Source organism: Chryseobacterium sp. (genome assembly GCF_019236175.1).
Lineage (GTDB): Bacteria > Bacteroidota > Bacteroidia > Flavobacteriales > Weeksellaceae > Chryseobacterium.
In genome coordinates this window covers 139,379-155,800 of record NZ_JAFAJM010000017.1, presented here as the reverse complement: position 1 = coordinate 155,800, position 16,422 = coordinate 139,379, and the positions used below count along the sequence as shown (strand labels likewise).

Here is a 16,422-nt window from a genome sequence, read left to right as displayed (position 1 = left end):
AACTAAAATGAAAAAAACTTTAATATATATCATCGTAGCAGCTGTACTGGTAGGTCTGGCCGCTTACAAAATTGCCGGTAACAAGGAGAAACAGACCCAGGAAGTAAAGGAGGTTGCCAAGCAGGTAGATAAAATCAATGTAAATATTGTAACTGTTACAAGAGAAAATATAGATACGGATTATGCTGCAAACGGAACATTTCTTCCTAAGCAGGAAATGAATCAGTCTTCGGAAATAGCAGGTCGTATTGTGAATGTTCTGGTAAAAGAAGGTTCAAGGGTTTCCGCGGGTCAGACTTTGGCAACCATTAAAAGAGATGCCATCGAGGTGGACGTTACTCAGGCTCAGAATAATTTACAGAATGCGATCATTGATAATCAACGTTATGAGAACGCATTTAAAACCGGAGGAGTTACCAAGCAACAGCTGGATAATTCAAGATTACAGCTTAAAAATGCTCAGGCTGCTGTAAAAGCACAGGGAGTAAGAGTAAATGATACAAGCATCCGTGCAGGAATCAGCGGTACAATTAATAAAAAGATGGTTGAGCCCGGAACAGTTATTTCCGTGGGAACTTCAATGTTTGAAATTGTTAATATCAATAGCTTAAAACTTTCAGTTTTAGTGGATGAAAGCCAGATCGGAAGAATTCAGCTAGGTCAGGAAGTTCCTATTAAAGTAAATGTTTTGCCGGAAGATTCTTTTGCCGGTAAAATTACATTTATTGCTCCTAAGAGTGATGCTTCTTTGAATTTCCCTGTTGAAATAGAAGTTCAGAACAGAGGAAATCTGAAAGCCGGTATGTATGCAACCGCTGTATTTAAAACAAACCATGGTGCAGAGACTCAGAATATGCTGACAGTTCCTGCAGAAGCATTCGTAAACGGAGTAAGTTCAGGACAGCTATTTGTTGTTGAAAACGGAGTTGCTAAAATGATTAAAGTAACCGTTGGGAAAATTTACGGAGACAAAGTTCAGGTGCTAAGCGGATTGAATGGCGGAGAACAGGTTGTAACCAGTGGACAAATCAACCTGGACAACGGATCTAAAGTGAACATTATAAAGTAGCAGGGGTATGAAGTTAGCAGAAATATCGATTAAAAGACCCTCGCTGGTAATTGTATTATTTACAATTCTGACGTTGGGAGGTATCCTGAGTTATACACTCATGGGGTACGAATTGATTCCGAAATTTGAAACCAATATGGTAACCATTTCCACGGTGTATCCGGGAGCTTCACCGGCAGAGGTGGAAACTTCCGTCACCCGAAAGATTGAGGACGCCGTTGGTTCTTTGGAAAATGTGAAAAAAGTAGAATCTTCTTCCTATGAAAGCTTATCCGTTATTATGGTTCAGCTGAATAACGGAGCCGATGTAGACTTTGCTTTAAATGATGCACAGCGTAAGGTAAATGCTATTTTGGCTGATTTTCCTAAAGACGTAAAAGCACCATCACTGAATAAATTCTCATTGGATGATTTACCGATTATCACGATGAGTATTTCATCAGATAAATTAAACAGCAAGGATCTTTATGATTTATTAGATAAAAAGATTGAACCCATTTTCTCCCGTGTAAACGGAGTCGCACAGGTTGATCTTGTAGGTGGGCAGGAAAGAGAAATCCAGGTCAATCTTGATGAAAAAAAATTACAGGGATATGGTCTTTCAATAGGCGATGTACAACAGGCAATTCTTTCATCAAACTTGGATTTCCCTACAGGAAGTTTGAAAACAAGAACTACAAAATCTACGATCAGATTATCCGGAAAATATAAGTCGATTGCAGAAATGAATAGTCTTGTAGTTTCCAATAAAAATGGAGCTCAGGTACGTTTATCTGATGTTGCAACAGTTTTTGACTCTCAGAAAGATGTTGAAAAAGTGGCGAGATTTAATCAGTTTCCGACGATCTTAATGCAGGTGAAAAAGCAGTCTGATGCGAATGCCGTGGCAGTATCTGAGAGTGTTCAGAAAACAATTAAAACAGTAGAAGAAGCTTATAAAGTTCAGGGAATCAAAGTAAAAGTAGTAAACGATACTACAGATTTTACTTTGGAATCAGCTAACCATGTTATTTTCGACTTGTTCCTGGCGATTATCCTTGTGGCTATCGTAATGCTTTTATTCCTTCACAGTATCAGAAATGCATTTATTGTAATGGTTTCCATCCCTGCATCATTAGTAGCAGCATTCATCGGAATGAACCTGATGGGATACACTCTGAACTTGATGAGTTTACTGGGACTTTCCCTTGTGGTAGGTATTCTTGTGGATGATGCGATTGTGGTACTTGAAAATATTTACCGTCACATGGAGATGGGTAAAAGCAAGATCAGGGCTGCTTATGACGGAGCTTCGGAAATCGGGTTTACCGTTGCTGCCATTACTCTGGTAATTGTGGTGGTATTCTTGCCAATTGCGATGAGCTCAGGTCTTGTGGCCAATATTCTTGCCCAGTTCTGCGTCACGGTGGTGATTGCTACCTTATTGTCATTGTTAGCTTCATTTACCATTATTCCTTGGTTGTCATCAAGATTTGGTAAACTAGAGCATTTAACAGGTAAAAACTGGTTTGAGAAATTCATCCTTTGGTTTGAAGGTTTAATCGATAAATTTACTCACTGGATTACTGACATTCTGGAATGGTGCTTAAAAACAACATTAAGAAGAATTGCTACAGTAGTGATTACATTTATTATCCTATTATCTTCATTCTCATTGGTCGCTTTCGGTTTCATTGGAGGTGAGTTCTTCCCGCCGATTGATCGTGGTCAGTTCTTAGTACAGATGGAACTTTCAAAAGATGCAACGATTGAAAAAACAAACCAGCTGACACTGGATGTTGAAAGATATTTAAGGAATGATAAAGATGTAGTAGACCTTATCACTACAGTAGGCCAGCAATCGACAGGCTTTGGAGGAGCACAGGCTACCACTTACCAATCGGAGGTTCAGGTAAATTTAACAGACAAGTCTGAGCGTTCCGAAAGCACCAATATCAAGGCCGCAAAAGTAAAAAGAGCTTTAGAAGAGAAATTTACGGGAGTTGAATTTAAAACAGCTCCGATCGGGATCATGGGTGCGGAAAATGCTCCGATTGAAATGGTAGTGACCGCTCCGGATAATGAAACCGCAGTAAAAGAAGCAACAAGAATCCTTGAATTGCTGAAAAAAGTTCCGGGAGCAGTGGATGCAGAACTGTCTACAGACTCAGGGAATCCAGAAGTACAGGTAACACTTGACAGAGATAAAATGGCTTCTTTAGGTCTGAATCTTTCAAGTGTAGGGCAGACTATGCAGACCGCATTTAACGGAAATACAGACGGAAAATTCAAAGCAGGTGAGTATGAATATGATATCAATATCCGTTTCGGAGATGTCAACAGACAATCCATTGATGATGTTAAAAACCTGATGTTTACTAATCCTCAGGGACAGCAGGTTCGCTTAAGCCAGTTTGCTGATGTCAGAATGGGATCAGGACCAAGTTTGCTTGAACGTAGAGATAAATCTCCTTCCGTAAAAGTAAGAGCAAAAGCAGTAGGTAGACCCGTTGGAGACGTAGCTAATGAATGGGCCGCCAAATTTATGAATGGTAAAAAGCCTATCGGTGTAGACTACATCTGGAGCGGTGATATGGAAAACCAGCAGGAAGGTTTCGGTACGCTAGGGATTGCATTATTGGCGGCTATCGTATTGGTATACCTGGTAATGGTATCACTATATGACAGTTTTGTATATCCTTTCGTAGTATTGTTCTCTATTCCGCTGGCGATGATCGGGGTAATGGTTATCCTTGCCTTGACAGCCAACTCACTGAACATCTTCACGATGCTGGGTATGATCATGCTGATCGGATTGGTAGCGAAGAACGCGATTATGATCGTTGACTTTACCAATGCAAGAAAGGCAGCCGGTTCAAGTACTCATGATGCATTGATTCAGGCTAACCACGCACGTCTTCGTCCGATTCTAATGACTACTATTGCGATGATCTTCGGTATGTTACCGATCGCATTGGCAACAGGAGCGGGAGCGGAAATGAACAAAGGTCTTGCATGGGTAGTTATCGGTGGTCTGACATCGTCTCTATTCCTTACCCTGATTATTGTACCGGTAGTATACTCTCTATTTGATTCCATCCTGAGAAGAATGGGTAAAGATAATAAAGTAGACTACGAAGCTGAAATGAAGGCTGATTACGTACACAGAGAATTAAATGAAGATGGTTTTACCCCTAAACATTTAGATAAATAATAAATAAACCTTATTAATTAACCGAAAGCGCCTCAGATCTTCTGAGGCGCTTTTTATTTCAGTTTTCATAATCTTGTAGCGACTGATTATTCAATAGAAATGGGCTTCGGCCCATTTATTATATCTAAAACATCCGCCCCGGCTTTAGCCAAAAATTAGTGATATCGATAGTATAGCAAGTAGAAACACAAACCCTTAATGTAAAATAAATTCATATAAGTCCGGATTATTGATTCATCCAAATCTACTTATTTTTTATTTTCATTGGGTTATAAAAAAAGCAGCACCTTATCAGGTACTGCCTATAATCTTTATATCATTTTATGATTTATAGCTCATCACAATTCTTCTTCAGTTTTGTGAATAGTTTATCGAAATCCTTATATACGGCTCCTTCATCTTCACGCTTTTGTCTGAAACTACTGTTGGCACAATTGTGAAAACTAAGCCCTATCAGATCAATCAGCGCATAATCTTCTTTTTGCGGATCATTCATTTTTATATCAAATCGGGCCATTACTCCTTTAGGATCCATATTGTTCTTACTTTTAAGCTCTGTATAGGCTTTCCATGCAGCAAACATTTTTTCTCTGTCAGGAGAAGATATAGCATCAATAGGCTCTTTACAGGTATCGTAAAATTTACTGTTTTTAAGGGACGACGGATCAGAAAAGGCAAGAATCTCTTCCTTGTTCAGCTGATATTCATTTTCAAAAGTCTGAATAGCATTTTCGTATAATCTGTTCCAGATAGGAAGATTGATGACCTTAAGACTGTATAACTCCTCCTTCTTTTCCTGATATTGTCTTTCCAGATCCTCTAAATGAGCCTCTTTATTTTTACGAACTTCTTCAAGGCTGGAAAGCTTAAAAATAGGGTTGGTATCAAAATGAACCCCGTTGTATTTATATAAAAGTTTATTAACTCCGTCTATTTCTTCTTTTTCATATTTATTGGCATCAAAATATCCTTTGTTATCACAATTGAATGTCTGATAGCTGTAAGGAGTAAGATTACTTGGTTTTGAAGGGTTTTTTTGTCCCCAAACAATAACAGATAGAGCTGAACAAAGCCCGATCATCATTTCTTTCATGCGCATAGTTGTTGAAGAATCTGAATTTTCTGAATTTCACTGCAAAATTAAGGCTTTAAATTTGAAAATTAAAGAATTGGATCAGTTTTATGTAAGTATTTTTATAATTTAATACGAATTTTTATTTTTTGCTTTAAATACACGGTTTACATGGTATTTAAGGTTCATCACAATCCATCTTAAGTTTGGTGAAAATCTGGTCAAAAGCCTTAAACATTGTATCTTCTTCATCTGCTTCCGTTCTGAAGCTATGGTTTGCACAGTTGTGAAAAGCATTAATCAGGTCAATTAATGCATAATCAGCCTTTCGCTCATCATTCCACTTAATAGTAAAAGCATTCTTTATTTCAATACTGTTTTCTTCATTATTTTTAGTTTCAAATAAGCTTTTCCATACTGTATAGGTTTTCTCCTTATCATCAGTTGTTATCGCATCAATATATTCCTTACAGGTATTATAAAATATGCTTTTTTGGAGTGATTTAGGATCAGAATAGGCCATGAGAACTTCCTTTCTCAGCTGATATTCATTTCCTAAAAGCTGTTTAGCATCTGCTTGTTTCTTTTTCCAGACAGGAAGGTCTATTACTTTAAGATCATTAAGCTCTTTTTTTCTCTCCTGATATTCACTCTCCACCTGTTGCAAAAGTAAAGTGCTGTTGCTGCGAACCAGATCAAGTTTTGTGAGATTAAAAACAACCAGAGAAGAAAACGGAGACCAGCTCAAAGGATACAAAAGCTTGTAAGTACCATCTATTTCTTCTTTTTTATATTGTGAAGAATCAAAATATCCTTTGTTGTCACACCCGAAGGTCTGATAACTATATAGAACCAGTTTATTATTTTTTGCAGGGGCCTTTTGTGCTGTCATTACAACAGATACTGCGAGAGAAAGTCCTGTAAACAGTTTTTTCATCACCATAATAATTAAAAAAAATCAGTACTTTATTGAATTTCGGGTTAAAAATAAAACTTTAATTTTCAAATTTCACTGATAATTTTTAATTTTTATCCTTTCATTTAAATTATTATGATTCAGTTTATTTTTAGTAACCCCATATTCTATATTTGCATGGAGTAAAAAATGATCCGCCAATAGGTAGATCGTTTCTTAAGAAGGCTAAGCGGTTTTACCCATGCATTCGTAAGTATCAAATAGTATGTAAGAATTCAGAGACTTTGTATTTTCACGTTATGAATAGTTGCTCACTTCAATGAGGTTTTGATCCGGATCACGGAAATAAACAGATCTGATTTTTCCTAAAGCCCCTGTTCTGTCTACTATTCCTTCAATAATTTCCACATTTTTCTGTTTTAATTCTTCCAGTACATCATAGATATCTGTTTGAGAAATAAAACAAAGATCAGCAGAACCGCAGGTAGGAGACTGGGCTTTAGGTTCAAATTCCTTTCCTTTCTGATGAAGATTGATTTTCTGATTACCGAATGCTAAAGCCTTTCTGTAGCCTCCGAAAGTTATTACTTCAAATCCCATAATTTTGGTGTAAAATTCTATGGTTTTGTCTATATCGGCAACGGTTAATACAATATGATCTATATTATTTATTTGCATTGTTTTTCTTTTTCTTAAAATGATTATATTCGATTAAAATAATGATATGGATTGGGGATACTTTTATTTTCTTCTAGTTTTAATACTTCTTGCCTGGATAGCCTATCTTATAATGAGATTTTTCAGAAGATGGACAGTAAAAAGTGGTTATGGGATACTTTTAAATTTTATGATCTTTCTGATTTCATATTTTTCATTATTGTATATTACATTGCTTGTTTTCTTGTCTCATGTTTTTTTTGAGCGCTAAAGAAGGATGTTTCATATTCCGTTTTAGGACTAAGTAAGCGATTAAAAGATTGATTCCCAGAGCCAGCCATACATTGATGCCGTAGAAGAGGTCGTAATGATAGCGCCCTTCATTATAAAACAGATTTTTAATAATTCTAAATGTAATGGCAGTGGTTGTTACCGCATAGCTCAGCATCATATAATTTTTATGTTTTATCGTATCTCCTTTTTTTATGGAAAGTACAGCGATTATAGTGAAATAGGCCCAAAGAACATCCTGTGTCAAAAACCCGGCAATCCCGATTAATCCTCCGTTTGAAAATAAACCTAATATAAAGCAGACCGGAACATTGATGATAAGGATATTGTAAATATATATTTTACCAATGATTCTGTGAAGTTTTTTGTTTTCAGCTAAGAAACGGTTTGAAAACTGTGTTAATCCTGCCAAAAAGCAAAGTAATATCGAAAAAATGTGAATATAAAAACATGTTATCCAATACCGGTTGCCGATTACTTGTTGCTTAAAGGCCAGAAACCCTGTATTTTTTTCAAAAGCAGTATACTGGAAAATTGTTTTCAGCATTAGAACACTGAAAATAACAACTGAAAATAAAGCCAGTATTTTAATAACCTGTATTGTTACAGTTCTGATCATATATTAATATATTAAGAACATATATTTATTTTCCGGCTGCTGACGGATAAGAATTAGAGAATTCCTTTTAATCTCAGATGCTGCAACAGCATAATTGTTTTTGCATCCCGGATTCCTCCCGAATCAACCATTTGAAGGGTTTCTTCATAAGGTAGTTCCAAAACCTCAATATTTTCACCCTCTTCCTCAAGGCCGCCGCCATCAGTTACTTTCATATCATGAGAATATTCGGCGATAAAAAAATGAAGTATTTCCGTTACAGATCCCGGTGACATATAAGCTTCAAATATCTTTTCGACTTTAGAAATCTTATATCCGGTTTCTTCCTCAGTTTCTCTTTTGATGCAAGCTTCAGGCTGATCATTATCCAAAAGTCCGGCACAGGCTTCTATCAGCATACCGGTTCTATTTCCGTTGATATAAGTAGGTAGGCGGAATTGTCTTGTCAGGATCACTTTTCCGGAAGTTTTATTATAAAGAAGAATAACTGCGCCATTTCCTCTGTCATAAGCTTCTCTGCTCTGTGTTTCAGTGGTTCCGTCTTTTTTTATAATTGAATAAGTAACTTTGTTTAATCTGTACCAGTTGTCCGACAGGACTTCCGTTTTCAAAATGTTAATATCAGGATTTTGCATAGGGTATATCGTCTATAGTATAATAAATGTGGAGGCCTCTTTTTCTGGCAATTCTTACATCTTCATCAGCTCCCTTGGAAGCTCCCTCTATCCGGAGTACAGCATCACATTTTTCCAGAATTCCATGAGCTACAGGGTATTGTATTTCCTGCCACGCCTGATCCCCTATCTGGGTGGAACCTGCTAATTGTATTAAAGGAAGAGCCAGCCATTCTCCGATAACAGGAATATGACCTTTTCTGAAAATAGGTAATGCCGCTGCTTCAAGCTGTTGAAGGTTCTGCCGGATCAATTCCGGATCATCATTAGTTCCGCTGCGATAAGGACCTGCAATAAGTATAAGCATATATTTTTTTTTGAGTAAAATAACTGAACTTTTACAATATAAAAAATAAGATAGTTTAAGACTGGTAATTTTTTTGTTTACCGGTTTTAATCGCACTTAAAAATTCAGGAGTAATTCCCAGATAAGAAGCAATTTGTTTTTGGGTTACGCGTTGGGCAGCTAAAGGATATTTTTGTAGAAAATTATTATAACGTTCTTCTGCCGGAAGTGACAGATTTTCAATCGTTCTGAGCTGCTCCCTGATATAGGCATTCTGCATTAGAATTCTGAAGAATCTTTCAAATTTCGGTACTTTAAGATAAAGCTCTTCCAGATGATCTTTTGAAAGCTGCCAAATAACACTTTCCTCAAGAGCTTCAATATTCAGCATAGCCGGCTGATGATGAATATAACAAAACATATCCGTAATCCACCAGTCTGAAAGGGCAAACATAATCGTGGATTCTTTTCCGGATGTATCCATATAAAATGCCCGCAGAATTCCTGACTGAACAAAATTAATCTCTTTACAGATTTGTTCCTGCTTTAAAATCAGATCTTTTCGGGCCAGCTTTTTCTCTTTCAGTAAAGATAAAAAATAGGTCGTTTCCTGGGCCGTAAGCGATATATGTTTTGATATGTTTTTTAGGATTAAATTATTTTCCATAAAGAATTAATATTTATCTTCTGTTAAAAGATTTTTTAATGCTTCATTTAAACTCGGAAACTGAAACTTAAAGCCTGTATGCTGTACTTTTTCCGAAGAAGCTCTGGAGCCCTCCAGCACGGCAGAAGCAAGCTCTCCAAACATAAGTTTTAAAACAAAAGCAGGAACGTTGGGCATAAATAACGGTTTTCCTAAAATTTCAGCAATTGCTTTAGTCAGGTCTGTATTGGTAATATGCTGAGGTGAAACGGCATTATAAGCCCCATGGAGGGTAGGATGCTGCAGAGCAAACTCATAGACAGAACAGATATCATCAATGTGAATCCATGGCATATATTGTCTGCCGCTTCCCAGAGGAGATCCTACATAATAGCGGATGGGTGGGATCATTTTTTTTAATGCACCTTCTTTTTCGGAAAGAACTACTGCTGTCCGGATTTTAACCACTCTTTCAGCAAGATTATGCTCTTTAAAATGATCGGCAGCTCTTTCCCATAAAATAACGACTTCGCTTAAAAAATCATGTCCGGGTTTATCGTCTTCAGTAAAAATTTTTTCGCTGGTCATAGTTCCGTAAAAATTAATACCTGAAGCTGAAATAAAAGACTTAAGTTTAATTTCTTTCTTCTTTAAAACATTTCGGAGAAGGGCTGCGGAATCTACTCTGCTGGAGATCAGTTCTTTTTTTCTTTCATCTGTCCAGCGTTTCTCGGAAATATTCGCTCCGGCCAGGTGAATAATATGGGAGACATCTTCCAAAGCCGATTCATCTATCGTTTTTTTTCTGATATCCCATTCATATTCATTATCATGTTCTTTTCTCCGGGTAAGAAATCTTACACTGTATTTATTTTCCAGTTTTCTGGCCAGCTCGCGGGCAATCATACCGCTGGCTCCGGTAATCAGAACGATTTCTTTCATATTAATAGAGTTAAAATGGTGTAGGAGAGGTTAGGCCTGATTTTTTACAATCAGTACATAATCATCTTCCAGCAGTTTATAACCGTAATCATAAATAAACCTGTATTCAGATCCGTTTTTATATATTTTTATATTGGTAAAATAATCAAAGTCGAAACCGAAGCTGTCCAGTTTAGATTTTGTAACTTTTGTTTTACCATCGGTGTTTACTTCTACAAGGATACGATAATTTTTGCGGAGTTTATTATTGATATTCCGCATCAGATTATTGGAGTCTTTATTCTGTTTATTATTATAGGCATTTCGGCAGGCATCATTACAAAACTTTTTATCAGTCCTGCCGATAATTTTTTCGCCACATTCCAGACAGTTCATATTATTTATTTTGTGTGGTGATGGATGTGTCTTTTCTTTAATAATTTCATAAACCTGCTGTGGGAAGGGTAGCTTCTGTTGGAGGTTATATTATTAAAAAATAACGCGACAATCAGTAGTATGATACACCCTGATAAGACAGGGGAGAGGACGTACCAATATCCGAGTTCCGGAATTTTTCCGGTAGAGCTTACGGCAATCAGAGCTGTTGCACCACCAGGCGGATGCAGAGTTTTTGTATACTGCATCAACACGATGGAAAAAGCTACGGCTAACGGAGCAGAAAGCCAGATGATATCAGGGACAGTCTTATAGACTGTCACCCCCACAAGAGCAGAGAGAACATGTCCGCCCACCAGATTTCTGGGCTGTGCCAGTGGACTCTGAATGGCTCCGTAAATAAGAACGCTTGAGGCACCAAAAGAACCAATCAGAAAAATATTCTCAGTCTCTGCCAGAGTATGGGACTGAATAAATGCAATCAGCCCGATACCAAAAAATGCGCCCAAAAATGACCAGAAATGCTCTTTATAATCAACAAGCGTTTCTTTATAGATTACATACTTTGAGACTCTAAACGTTCTTTTAATGGTCTTCTTCATTTAGTCTTCTTTATTTTTTATAATTTGAATTAAATTTTCTACAAAAGGTTGGGTATATATTCCGTTTTCATCATAATCAGGGTCTAAAATAGTGATCTCAATTCCAAAGCATTTGGGATGATGAATCAGAGGTTTCAATATTTCTTTAAGGTCAGTATAATCAATTCCGTCTTCCATTCTGCTGTCTACAGCAGGCATAAGCTCATCTTTCAGAATGTCTACATCAAAATGGATGAAGAAACCATCCAGCTTTTTTTCGTTGACCAGATTCATAAAATCTTCGGCCGTTTTTCTGAGACCATTATTTCTCAGCTGTTCAAGATCAAAATAACGGACCTCTGAATTCATAATCTGGCGTACATATTCATCATCATCTGTCTCGGCATTTCCACAACAAAAGATATGTTCTTCAGAAAAGTAAGGTTTTAGCCCTTCAATATTCGTTAATTTTTCATGTCCGGTACCGGAAACAATAGCGAGATCCATTCCTGCTATACCTCCGGATTCTGAGAGTTCCGACGGAATAAAGTCGGTATGCCCATCAAGATAGAGAAGTCCGAAGTTTCCCTGTTTTTTCAATGCAATAGCATTACCTATTAAAATACTGCAATCGCCACCCAGAATGATGTTGAATGAATTTTCATGAGCATTTTCAAGGATGAGTTCAGCCTGTTTTGTTGCATATTCAATAATACGGTCTGCATTTCTGGTTCCTGTTTCTTCATCAAAATCCATTGTATATTCCGGCGCATTCAGTCTGAAAATATTGTTAGGATTCACACTTTTATGAAAACCGAACTTTCTGAGCCAGTCCGGAAGTTTTCTGACACCAGGCTCAGTCTCATGTTCCTTTTTTGTAAGTCCCAAATTGAGAGGAAACTCAAAAATATTGATGTCCCTTTTCATAAAAGAATTTTGACAAAGATACGGAATTATCCGTTTGCAAATGGATAATGAATTTTTAAAATAAGAAAAAACCTTTGTTGAATGATTGTTGCTTATTTTCTTTAAATCAGGTAGTTGAATAGTGTGAATCGTATGCTTTTAATTGCAATGTTTGTTAAATAATATCAATACATTACTGTTTATGTTTCATTTTTTCTTTGCCAAAGGATTCAAAGGCAAAGAACCTGTACATATTGGATATTTTAGTAAAACATCCAATATGTACAGGATAAAGGTTTCGAAAAATTACGTTTTGTTTTGTTTGTTTAATTCGTTGGCATTTGTGTTATTTATTAGTTATTTTTACTTTATAAATGGTTATTATTGAGTATGTATTATTTATTATATAGAAATAAATTAAATTTTTAAATCACTATATGGTGTTTTTTTTGTAAATTTGGTTAGAAAATAAAAAACATACCATGAAAAATTTTAATTTATTTATTGGCATTATTTGCTCTACATGGTGTTTTTCCCAGGTAGGGATTAATACATCAACTCCACAAAGCGTTTTAGATGTTACTTCTGCTAATTCGGCAGTCCTGTTAAGCCGGAATGCAAATCCACCTGCTAATGTTACCTCGCCGGTAGCCGGGATGATTATCTATGACTCCAATTTTAAAACATTGCGATATTATGATGGTACCCAATGGAGTACCGTAATATCATCACAAACTCTGACTACTGCAAACGAAGGAGTTGTCAAGCTCAATAGTGGAGCCGGAGTACAACCTACTTTTGCATTCAAAACATCGGGAGGGGTTCCTTTGAGTACTTATGAAAATATAACGTACCAGACTCCTATGAATCTTGCAACCGATTTTGCTCCTGCCCCTGCAACAAGCTGGCCGGAAAATATCGTATCTCCAGTACCTGCAGATTTCTATAATCCGACAACGGGAAGGTTTCTGGAAAACCCTATCGGTGGACAGGTTCATATGTGGAGAGTTATTGTAAATTACGCCAATAAAAATAATGGTTCAGTAGCATTTGTAACAGTAAACTTATCAAATCCGGTACCTCCTTCAACATTCAGTATAGATCAGACTGCAGTTGCTCCAAACGGAGTCACCTCAGGAGATCTTGTTTTCTATTTATTAACAGTTGCTGACCCTTTATCTATCGGAAGTGGTTATGTCATTAAAATAAAATCTGATACACCACTGGATGCAACCATTAGCAGTATAACAAGAGTTTCACAAGAAAAAGACTAAATTTTATTATTCACCAATTTTTTTATTAGATAAGTTTTTAAAGGCCAAAACAAACTGGAGAAGTTTGTTTTGGTTTTATATTGGAACTCCTCATAAAAACAGGAGATTATTAAGGGAATAACTCACAAACATAAGGGTGGAGAATACTTAGAATAAAAATATGATAATACATCTTACACTCAACAAAAAACGATACATATGGTAACACAAAAAGTTAAACCTGAATATACTTTAAAGATGTTTGAAGTATTGGGTGGAGTGTGGATTGCAGGTTGTGTAAAAACAGCTGCAGAACTGAATATTGCTGATCATTTATTCATTGGACATCAAAGTGTTTCTTCTTTAGCGGAAAAAACAAAATCAGACGAGAAAGCATTATACCGGATTATGAGGGCATTAAGCAGTGTCGGAATTTTTGAAGAACTTGAAAATAAAGTATTTGCACTGAATGAATTTGGAGCGGCCTTACAAAGTGATGTTCCCGGTACAGCTAAAAACTTTGTGCTTGCTATTTTAAGAGAACATTTTCCCTGCTATATGCAGCTTACAGATAACGTACAAGCCGGAAAAATTCCTTTTGATCATGTTCATGGAATGGGAATTTGGGAGTATTATAAACAAAATCCCGACGCCGGAACCAATTTTGGGAAAGGAATGACGGGCATGTCCGGTATGGAACTGGAAGGAATTCTTAATACATACGATTTTACACCATTTAATACCATCGTAGATATCGGAGGCGGAAATGGAGTAATGATGCATGCTATTCTCAATACAAGCCCCGATAGCTCCGGTATTATTTTTGACGAAGCCCATGTAACCGACATTGCGAATTCGCTGATTCCCGAAAATTTAAAAAGCAGATGCTCTGTAGCCGTTGGGAGTTTCTTTGACCAAGTTCCGGCTGGTGGTGATCTGTATACAATGAAATGGATTATGCACGACTGGAACGATAAGGAATGTATACGGATATTAAAGAACTGTTATGATGCAATGCCCAAAGGAGCTAAACTGCTCATTATTGACGCTGTAATTCCTGATGATTCCAGAAATAAGCCGCACGTTGCTAAAATTTTAGATATTGTAATGATGGCTGCTCTCACCGGAAGAGAAAGAACACTGAACGAGTTTCAAAAACTTATCGAAGAAGCCGGATTGAAATTTACCCGATTCATGGATATTGGCACAGAGGCTAAAAGTATAATAGAATGTGAAAAACAATAACAGAGAAAATAATATAAAAGAAAAGCTCAACATACTATGAATATTGTGTTGAGCTTTTTGATTTTTGATCATTATTCCGTAATATGGATCTGATAAATAGCTACAAGTCCTGATGTTACCGGTTGTTTGTTGTCCTGAAGATAATTTCCTGCCTTAAAATAAACAGATTCTGATTTCCAGGTGTTTCCAAAATTAAAGATCGTAGTCTGTTGGTTTATTTTTACCTGAACCTCTGAATTATTTTGTTGAATGCTGTACTCAAAAACCTGAGCTAGAGGTACTTCTTTCAAAAGGGTTATCCGCTCTTCATGGGCATTTATTTCCTTTTTAAACCCTGCCTGAATTTCTCCATTATTCCACCAGATCTTTAAGGCTTCGGTTCCTTTTGAATTACCGTGAATCTGTCCGATAATTATTTTTCCCGTACTCGGCTGTTGTAAAACCGCCATTTTCACGTGTAAACTGTGACTGTTTTCAAAATGCCATTCATTAATTTGCCGTAACTCTGTTCTTGGATAATGTGAACCCTGAGTGGGTTTTCCGTCGGAAGAACAAAAGAGACGAATGCTGTTATCCTTAGGTGAAAAATAAAAATTCTCAGAGGAGAATCCGGCAATTTTATCTCCCTTGATAATTGTGATTGAATTGTTTTTTTCAACAGGTAGCTGAAGATTAAAACCCCTTAAATCAAATATATTCTGAGGAACTGAAAGATGAATATTTTGTGCCTGTAAAAAACTGATAAACAGGGTGAATAATCCTGTTGTTGCAATGTTTCTAAAGTATGGCTTCATGGGATATAATAGTATTGATTGCTACTACTAATGTATGAACTTTATGATCAATTTCTATAAAAAATACCAAGACATTTGGTAAGTTTGTCAGAAATAAATAAGACATGGAGTTTTCACCATTCAATAAGATTGTCAAGCTTTGCCTGCAGGGGATGGGCATGGAAGAAAAAGAAAAACCAGAAGAAGCTGGCAGACTTTTTTTACAGGCATGGGAAGAAGCGGAAAATGATCATGAAAAATTTCTTGCCGCTTATTATATTTCCCGACATCAAAAAACAGCTTTTGATCGGCTGAAGTGGCTTGAAACAACCCTGAAATATGCTTTGAAAATAAATGATGACACAGTTAAAAGTGCTTTACCAGCTCTCTATATGAATATTTCCCAATGCTATGAGGAGCTGGGGAATCATGAGAAGTCCAGGCAGAATGTCCATTCAGGAATGCAGCTTAAAGGCAATCCGTCCGATAAGGGGCCTTTTTATCATGGAACAAAAGCTGATCTTGAAGTGGGAGATTTGTTGGTAGCAGGAGGAAATTCAAATTATAAATCTGAATTTAAAATGAATCATATTTATTTTACCGCATTGGTTAATGGGGCAGGGCTGGCTGCAGCATTAGCAAAAGGAGAAGAGAATGAGCGGGTGTATATAGTGGAACCGACAGGAGATTTTGAAAACGATCCTAACCTGACGGATAAAAAATTCCCCGGTAATCCGACTCGTTCCTATCGCTCTCAGGCACCTTTGAAAATTGTGGGTGAAGTAACGGACTGGGTTAAACCCAATCCGGAAGATTTACAAAGATTTCGGGATAAATTATCAGACAGCAAAGGTGAAATAATAAATTAAATATCTCAAAAACACACAATCTTCCTTTTGCAGAAAAAAGAAAGATTGTGTGTTG

17 protein-coding genes are annotated in these 16,422 nt (G+C 36.7%); 5 read left to right on the top strand and 12 right to left on the bottom strand.

Annotated features, from left to right (window positions below):
- Positions 1-7: 7 nt before the first annotated feature.
- On the top strand, positions 8-1,069 hold the full coding sequence (locus JO178_RS15490; RefSeq protein WP_291937879.1) for an efflux RND transporter periplasmic adaptor subunit: 1,062 nt from the start codon (positions 8-10) through the stop codon (positions 1,067-1,069).
- A 7-nt stretch (positions 1,070-1,076) separates the two neighbouring features.
- Positions 1,077-4,262, top strand: a complete 3,186-nt coding sequence (locus JO178_RS15485; RefSeq protein WP_291937877.1) for an efflux RND transporter permease subunit — start codon at positions 1,077-1,079, stop codon at positions 4,260-4,262.
- Positions 4,263-4,590: 328 nt separating this feature from the next.
- Here the strand turns inward: JO178_RS15485 and JO178_RS15480 are convergent, their stop codons facing one another.
- The 11 genes from JO178_RS15480 to JO178_RS15430 form a co-directional block, all read right to left on the bottom strand.
- Positions 4,591-5,355, bottom strand: a complete 765-nt coding sequence (locus JO178_RS15480; protein WP_291937874.1) for a hypothetical protein — start codon at positions 5,353-5,355, stop codon at positions 4,591-4,593.
- Between the two features lie 157 nt (positions 5,356-5,512).
- Positions 5,513-6,271, bottom strand: a complete 759-nt coding sequence (locus JO178_RS15475) for a hypothetical protein (protein ID WP_291937871.1) — start codon at positions 6,269-6,271, stop codon at positions 5,513-5,515.
- Between the two features lie 276 nt (positions 6,272-6,547).
- The gene (locus tag JO178_RS15470) at positions 6,548-6,928 is read right to left on the bottom strand and encodes a VOC family protein (RefSeq protein ID WP_291937868.1); all 381 of its coding nucleotides are present in this window, start codon (positions 6,926-6,928) and stop codon (positions 6,548-6,550) included.
- A gap of 196 nt (positions 6,929-7,124) precedes the next feature.
- Positions 7,125-7,817 (bottom strand): DUF2306 domain-containing protein, encoded by a 693-nt coding sequence (locus tag JO178_RS15465; protein ID WP_291937865.1) that lies wholly within the window; start codon positions 7,815-7,817, stop codon positions 7,125-7,127.
- A gap of 53 nt (positions 7,818-7,870) precedes the next feature.
- The gene (gene nudK, locus JO178_RS15460) at positions 7,871-8,452 is read right to left on the bottom strand and encodes a GDP-mannose pyrophosphatase NudK (protein ID WP_291937862.1); all 582 of its coding nucleotides are present in this window, start codon (positions 8,450-8,452) and stop codon (positions 7,871-7,873) included.
- On the bottom strand, positions 8,439-8,798 hold the full coding sequence (locus JO178_RS15455) for a DUF4406 domain-containing protein (RefSeq protein WP_291937858.1): 360 nt from the start codon (positions 8,796-8,798) through the stop codon (positions 8,439-8,441). The genes nudK and JO178_RS15455 overlap by 14 nt, the downstream gene beginning before the upstream one ends.
- Before the next feature lie 55 nt (positions 8,799-8,853).
- Positions 8,854-9,444 carry a Crp/Fnr family transcriptional regulator gene (locus JO178_RS15450; RefSeq protein ID WP_291937854.1) on the bottom strand — a complete coding sequence of 197 codons (591 nt, stop codon included), beginning with the start codon at positions 9,442-9,444 and terminating at the stop codon, positions 8,854-8,856.
- Between the two features lie 6 nt (positions 9,445-9,450).
- Positions 9,451-10,365, bottom strand: coding sequence for a TIGR01777 family oxidoreductase (locus JO178_RS15445; protein ID WP_291937851.1), 915 nt, complete (start codon positions 10,363-10,365; stop codon positions 9,451-9,453).
- A 30-nt stretch (positions 10,366-10,395) separates the two neighbouring features.
- The gene (locus JO178_RS15440) at positions 10,396-10,740 is read right to left on the bottom strand and encodes a hypothetical protein (RefSeq protein WP_291937847.1); all 345 of its coding nucleotides are present in this window, start codon (positions 10,738-10,740) and stop codon (positions 10,396-10,398) included.
- Positions 10,741-10,745: 5 nt separating this feature from the next.
- On the bottom strand, positions 10,746-11,342 hold the full coding sequence (locus tag JO178_RS15435; protein ID WP_291937844.1) for an HPP family protein: 597 nt from the start codon (positions 11,340-11,342) through the stop codon (positions 10,746-10,748).
- A complete protein-coding gene (locus JO178_RS15430) occupies positions 11,343-12,248 on the bottom strand; it encodes an arginase family protein (protein WP_291937841.1) in 906 nt (301 codons plus the stop codon).
- Positions 12,249-12,709: 461 nt separating this feature from the next.
- Here JO178_RS15430 and JO178_RS15425 point away from each other — a divergent pair, with 461 nt between their 5' ends.
- Together JO178_RS15425 and JO178_RS15420 are read left to right on the top strand one after the other, a co-directional pair.
- A complete protein-coding gene (locus JO178_RS15425; protein ID WP_291937838.1) occupies positions 12,710-13,501 on the top strand; it encodes a hypothetical protein in 792 nt (263 codons plus the stop codon).
- A 198-nt stretch (positions 13,502-13,699) separates the two neighbouring features.
- Entirely contained in the window at positions 13,700-14,725 is a 1,026-nt protein-coding gene (locus tag JO178_RS15420) for a methyltransferase (RefSeq protein ID WP_291937835.1), read from the top strand.
- A 71-nt stretch (positions 14,726-14,796) separates the two neighbouring features.
- Here JO178_RS15420 and JO178_RS15415 read toward each other — a convergent pair whose 3' ends face one another.
- Positions 14,797-15,519 (bottom strand): polysaccharide lyase family 7 protein, encoded by a 723-nt coding sequence (locus tag JO178_RS15415; protein ID WP_291937832.1) that lies wholly within the window; start codon positions 15,517-15,519, stop codon positions 14,797-14,799.
- A gap of 440 nt (positions 15,520-15,959) precedes the next feature.
- Between JO178_RS15415 and arr the strand changes: the two genes are divergently transcribed.
- Positions 15,960-16,367, top strand: a complete 408-nt coding sequence (gene arr, locus JO178_RS21530) for an NAD(+)--rifampin ADP-ribosyltransferase (protein ID WP_365866910.1) — start codon at positions 15,960-15,962, stop codon at positions 16,365-16,367.
- The last annotated feature ends 55 nt before the right edge of the window (positions 16,368-16,422 follow it).

What these genes read in the sequence shown, in the direction of transcription:
- JO178_RS15430 (WP_291937841.1), bottom strand. Translation starts at nt 12,248, where the DNA reads ATGAAAAGGGACATCAATATTTTTGAGTTTCCTCTCAATTTGGGACTT.
- JO178_RS15450 (WP_291937854.1), bottom strand. Translation starts at nt 9,444, where the DNA reads ATGGAAAATAATTTAATCCTAAAAAACATATCAAAACATATATCGCTT.
- JO178_RS15475 (WP_291937871.1), bottom strand. Translation starts at nt 6,271, where the DNA reads ATGAAAAAACTGTTTACAGGACTTTCTCTCGCAGTATCTGTTGTAATG.
- JO178_RS15440 (WP_291937847.1), bottom strand. Translation starts at nt 10,740, where the DNA reads ATGAACTGTCTGGAATGTGGCGAAAAAATTATCGGCAGGACTGATAAA.
- JO178_RS15490 (WP_291937879.1), top strand. Translation starts at nt 8, where the DNA reads ATGAAAAAAACTTTAATATATATCATCGTAGCAGCTGTACTGGTAGGT.
- JO178_RS15470 (WP_291937868.1), bottom strand. Translation starts at nt 6,928, where the DNA reads ATGCAAATAAATAATATAGATCATATTGTATTAACCGTTGCCGATATA.
- JO178_RS15455 (WP_291937858.1), bottom strand. Translation starts at nt 8,798, where the DNA reads ATGCTTATACTTATTGCAGGTCCTTATCGCAGCGGAACTAATGATGAT.
- JO178_RS15485 (WP_291937877.1), top strand. Translation starts at nt 1,077, where the DNA reads ATGAAGTTAGCAGAAATATCGATTAAAAGACCCTCGCTGGTAATTGTA.
- JO178_RS15425 (WP_291937838.1), top strand. Translation starts at nt 12,710, where the DNA reads ATGAAAAATTTTAATTTATTTATTGGCATTATTTGCTCTACATGGTGT.
- JO178_RS15435 (WP_291937844.1), bottom strand. Translation starts at nt 11,342, where the DNA reads ATGAAGAAGACCATTAAAAGAACGTTTAGAGTCTCAAAGTATGTAATC.
- JO178_RS15480 (WP_291937874.1), bottom strand. Translation starts at nt 5,355, where the DNA reads ATGAAAGAAATGATGATCGGGCTTTGTTCAGCTCTATCTGTTATTGTT.
- JO178_RS15465 (WP_291937865.1), bottom strand. Translation starts at nt 7,817, where the DNA reads ATGATCAGAACTGTAACAATACAGGTTATTAAAATACTGGCTTTATTT.
- JO178_RS15445 (WP_291937851.1), bottom strand. Translation starts at nt 10,365, where the DNA reads ATGAAAGAAATCGTTCTGATTACCGGAGCCAGCGGTATGATTGCCCGC.
- JO178_RS15420 (WP_291937835.1), top strand. Translation starts at nt 13,700, where the DNA reads ATGGTAACACAAAAAGTTAAACCTGAATATACTTTAAAGATGTTTGAA.
- arr (WP_365866910.1), top strand. Translation starts at nt 15,960, where the DNA reads ATGCAGCTTAAAGGCAATCCGTCCGATAAGGGGCCTTTTTATCATGGA.
- nudK (WP_291937862.1), bottom strand. Translation starts at nt 8,452, where the DNA reads ATGCAAAATCCTGATATTAACATTTTGAAAACGGAAGTCCTGTCGGAC.
- JO178_RS15415 (WP_291937832.1), bottom strand. Translation starts at nt 15,519, where the DNA reads ATGAAGCCATACTTTAGAAACATTGCAACAACAGGATTATTCACCCTG.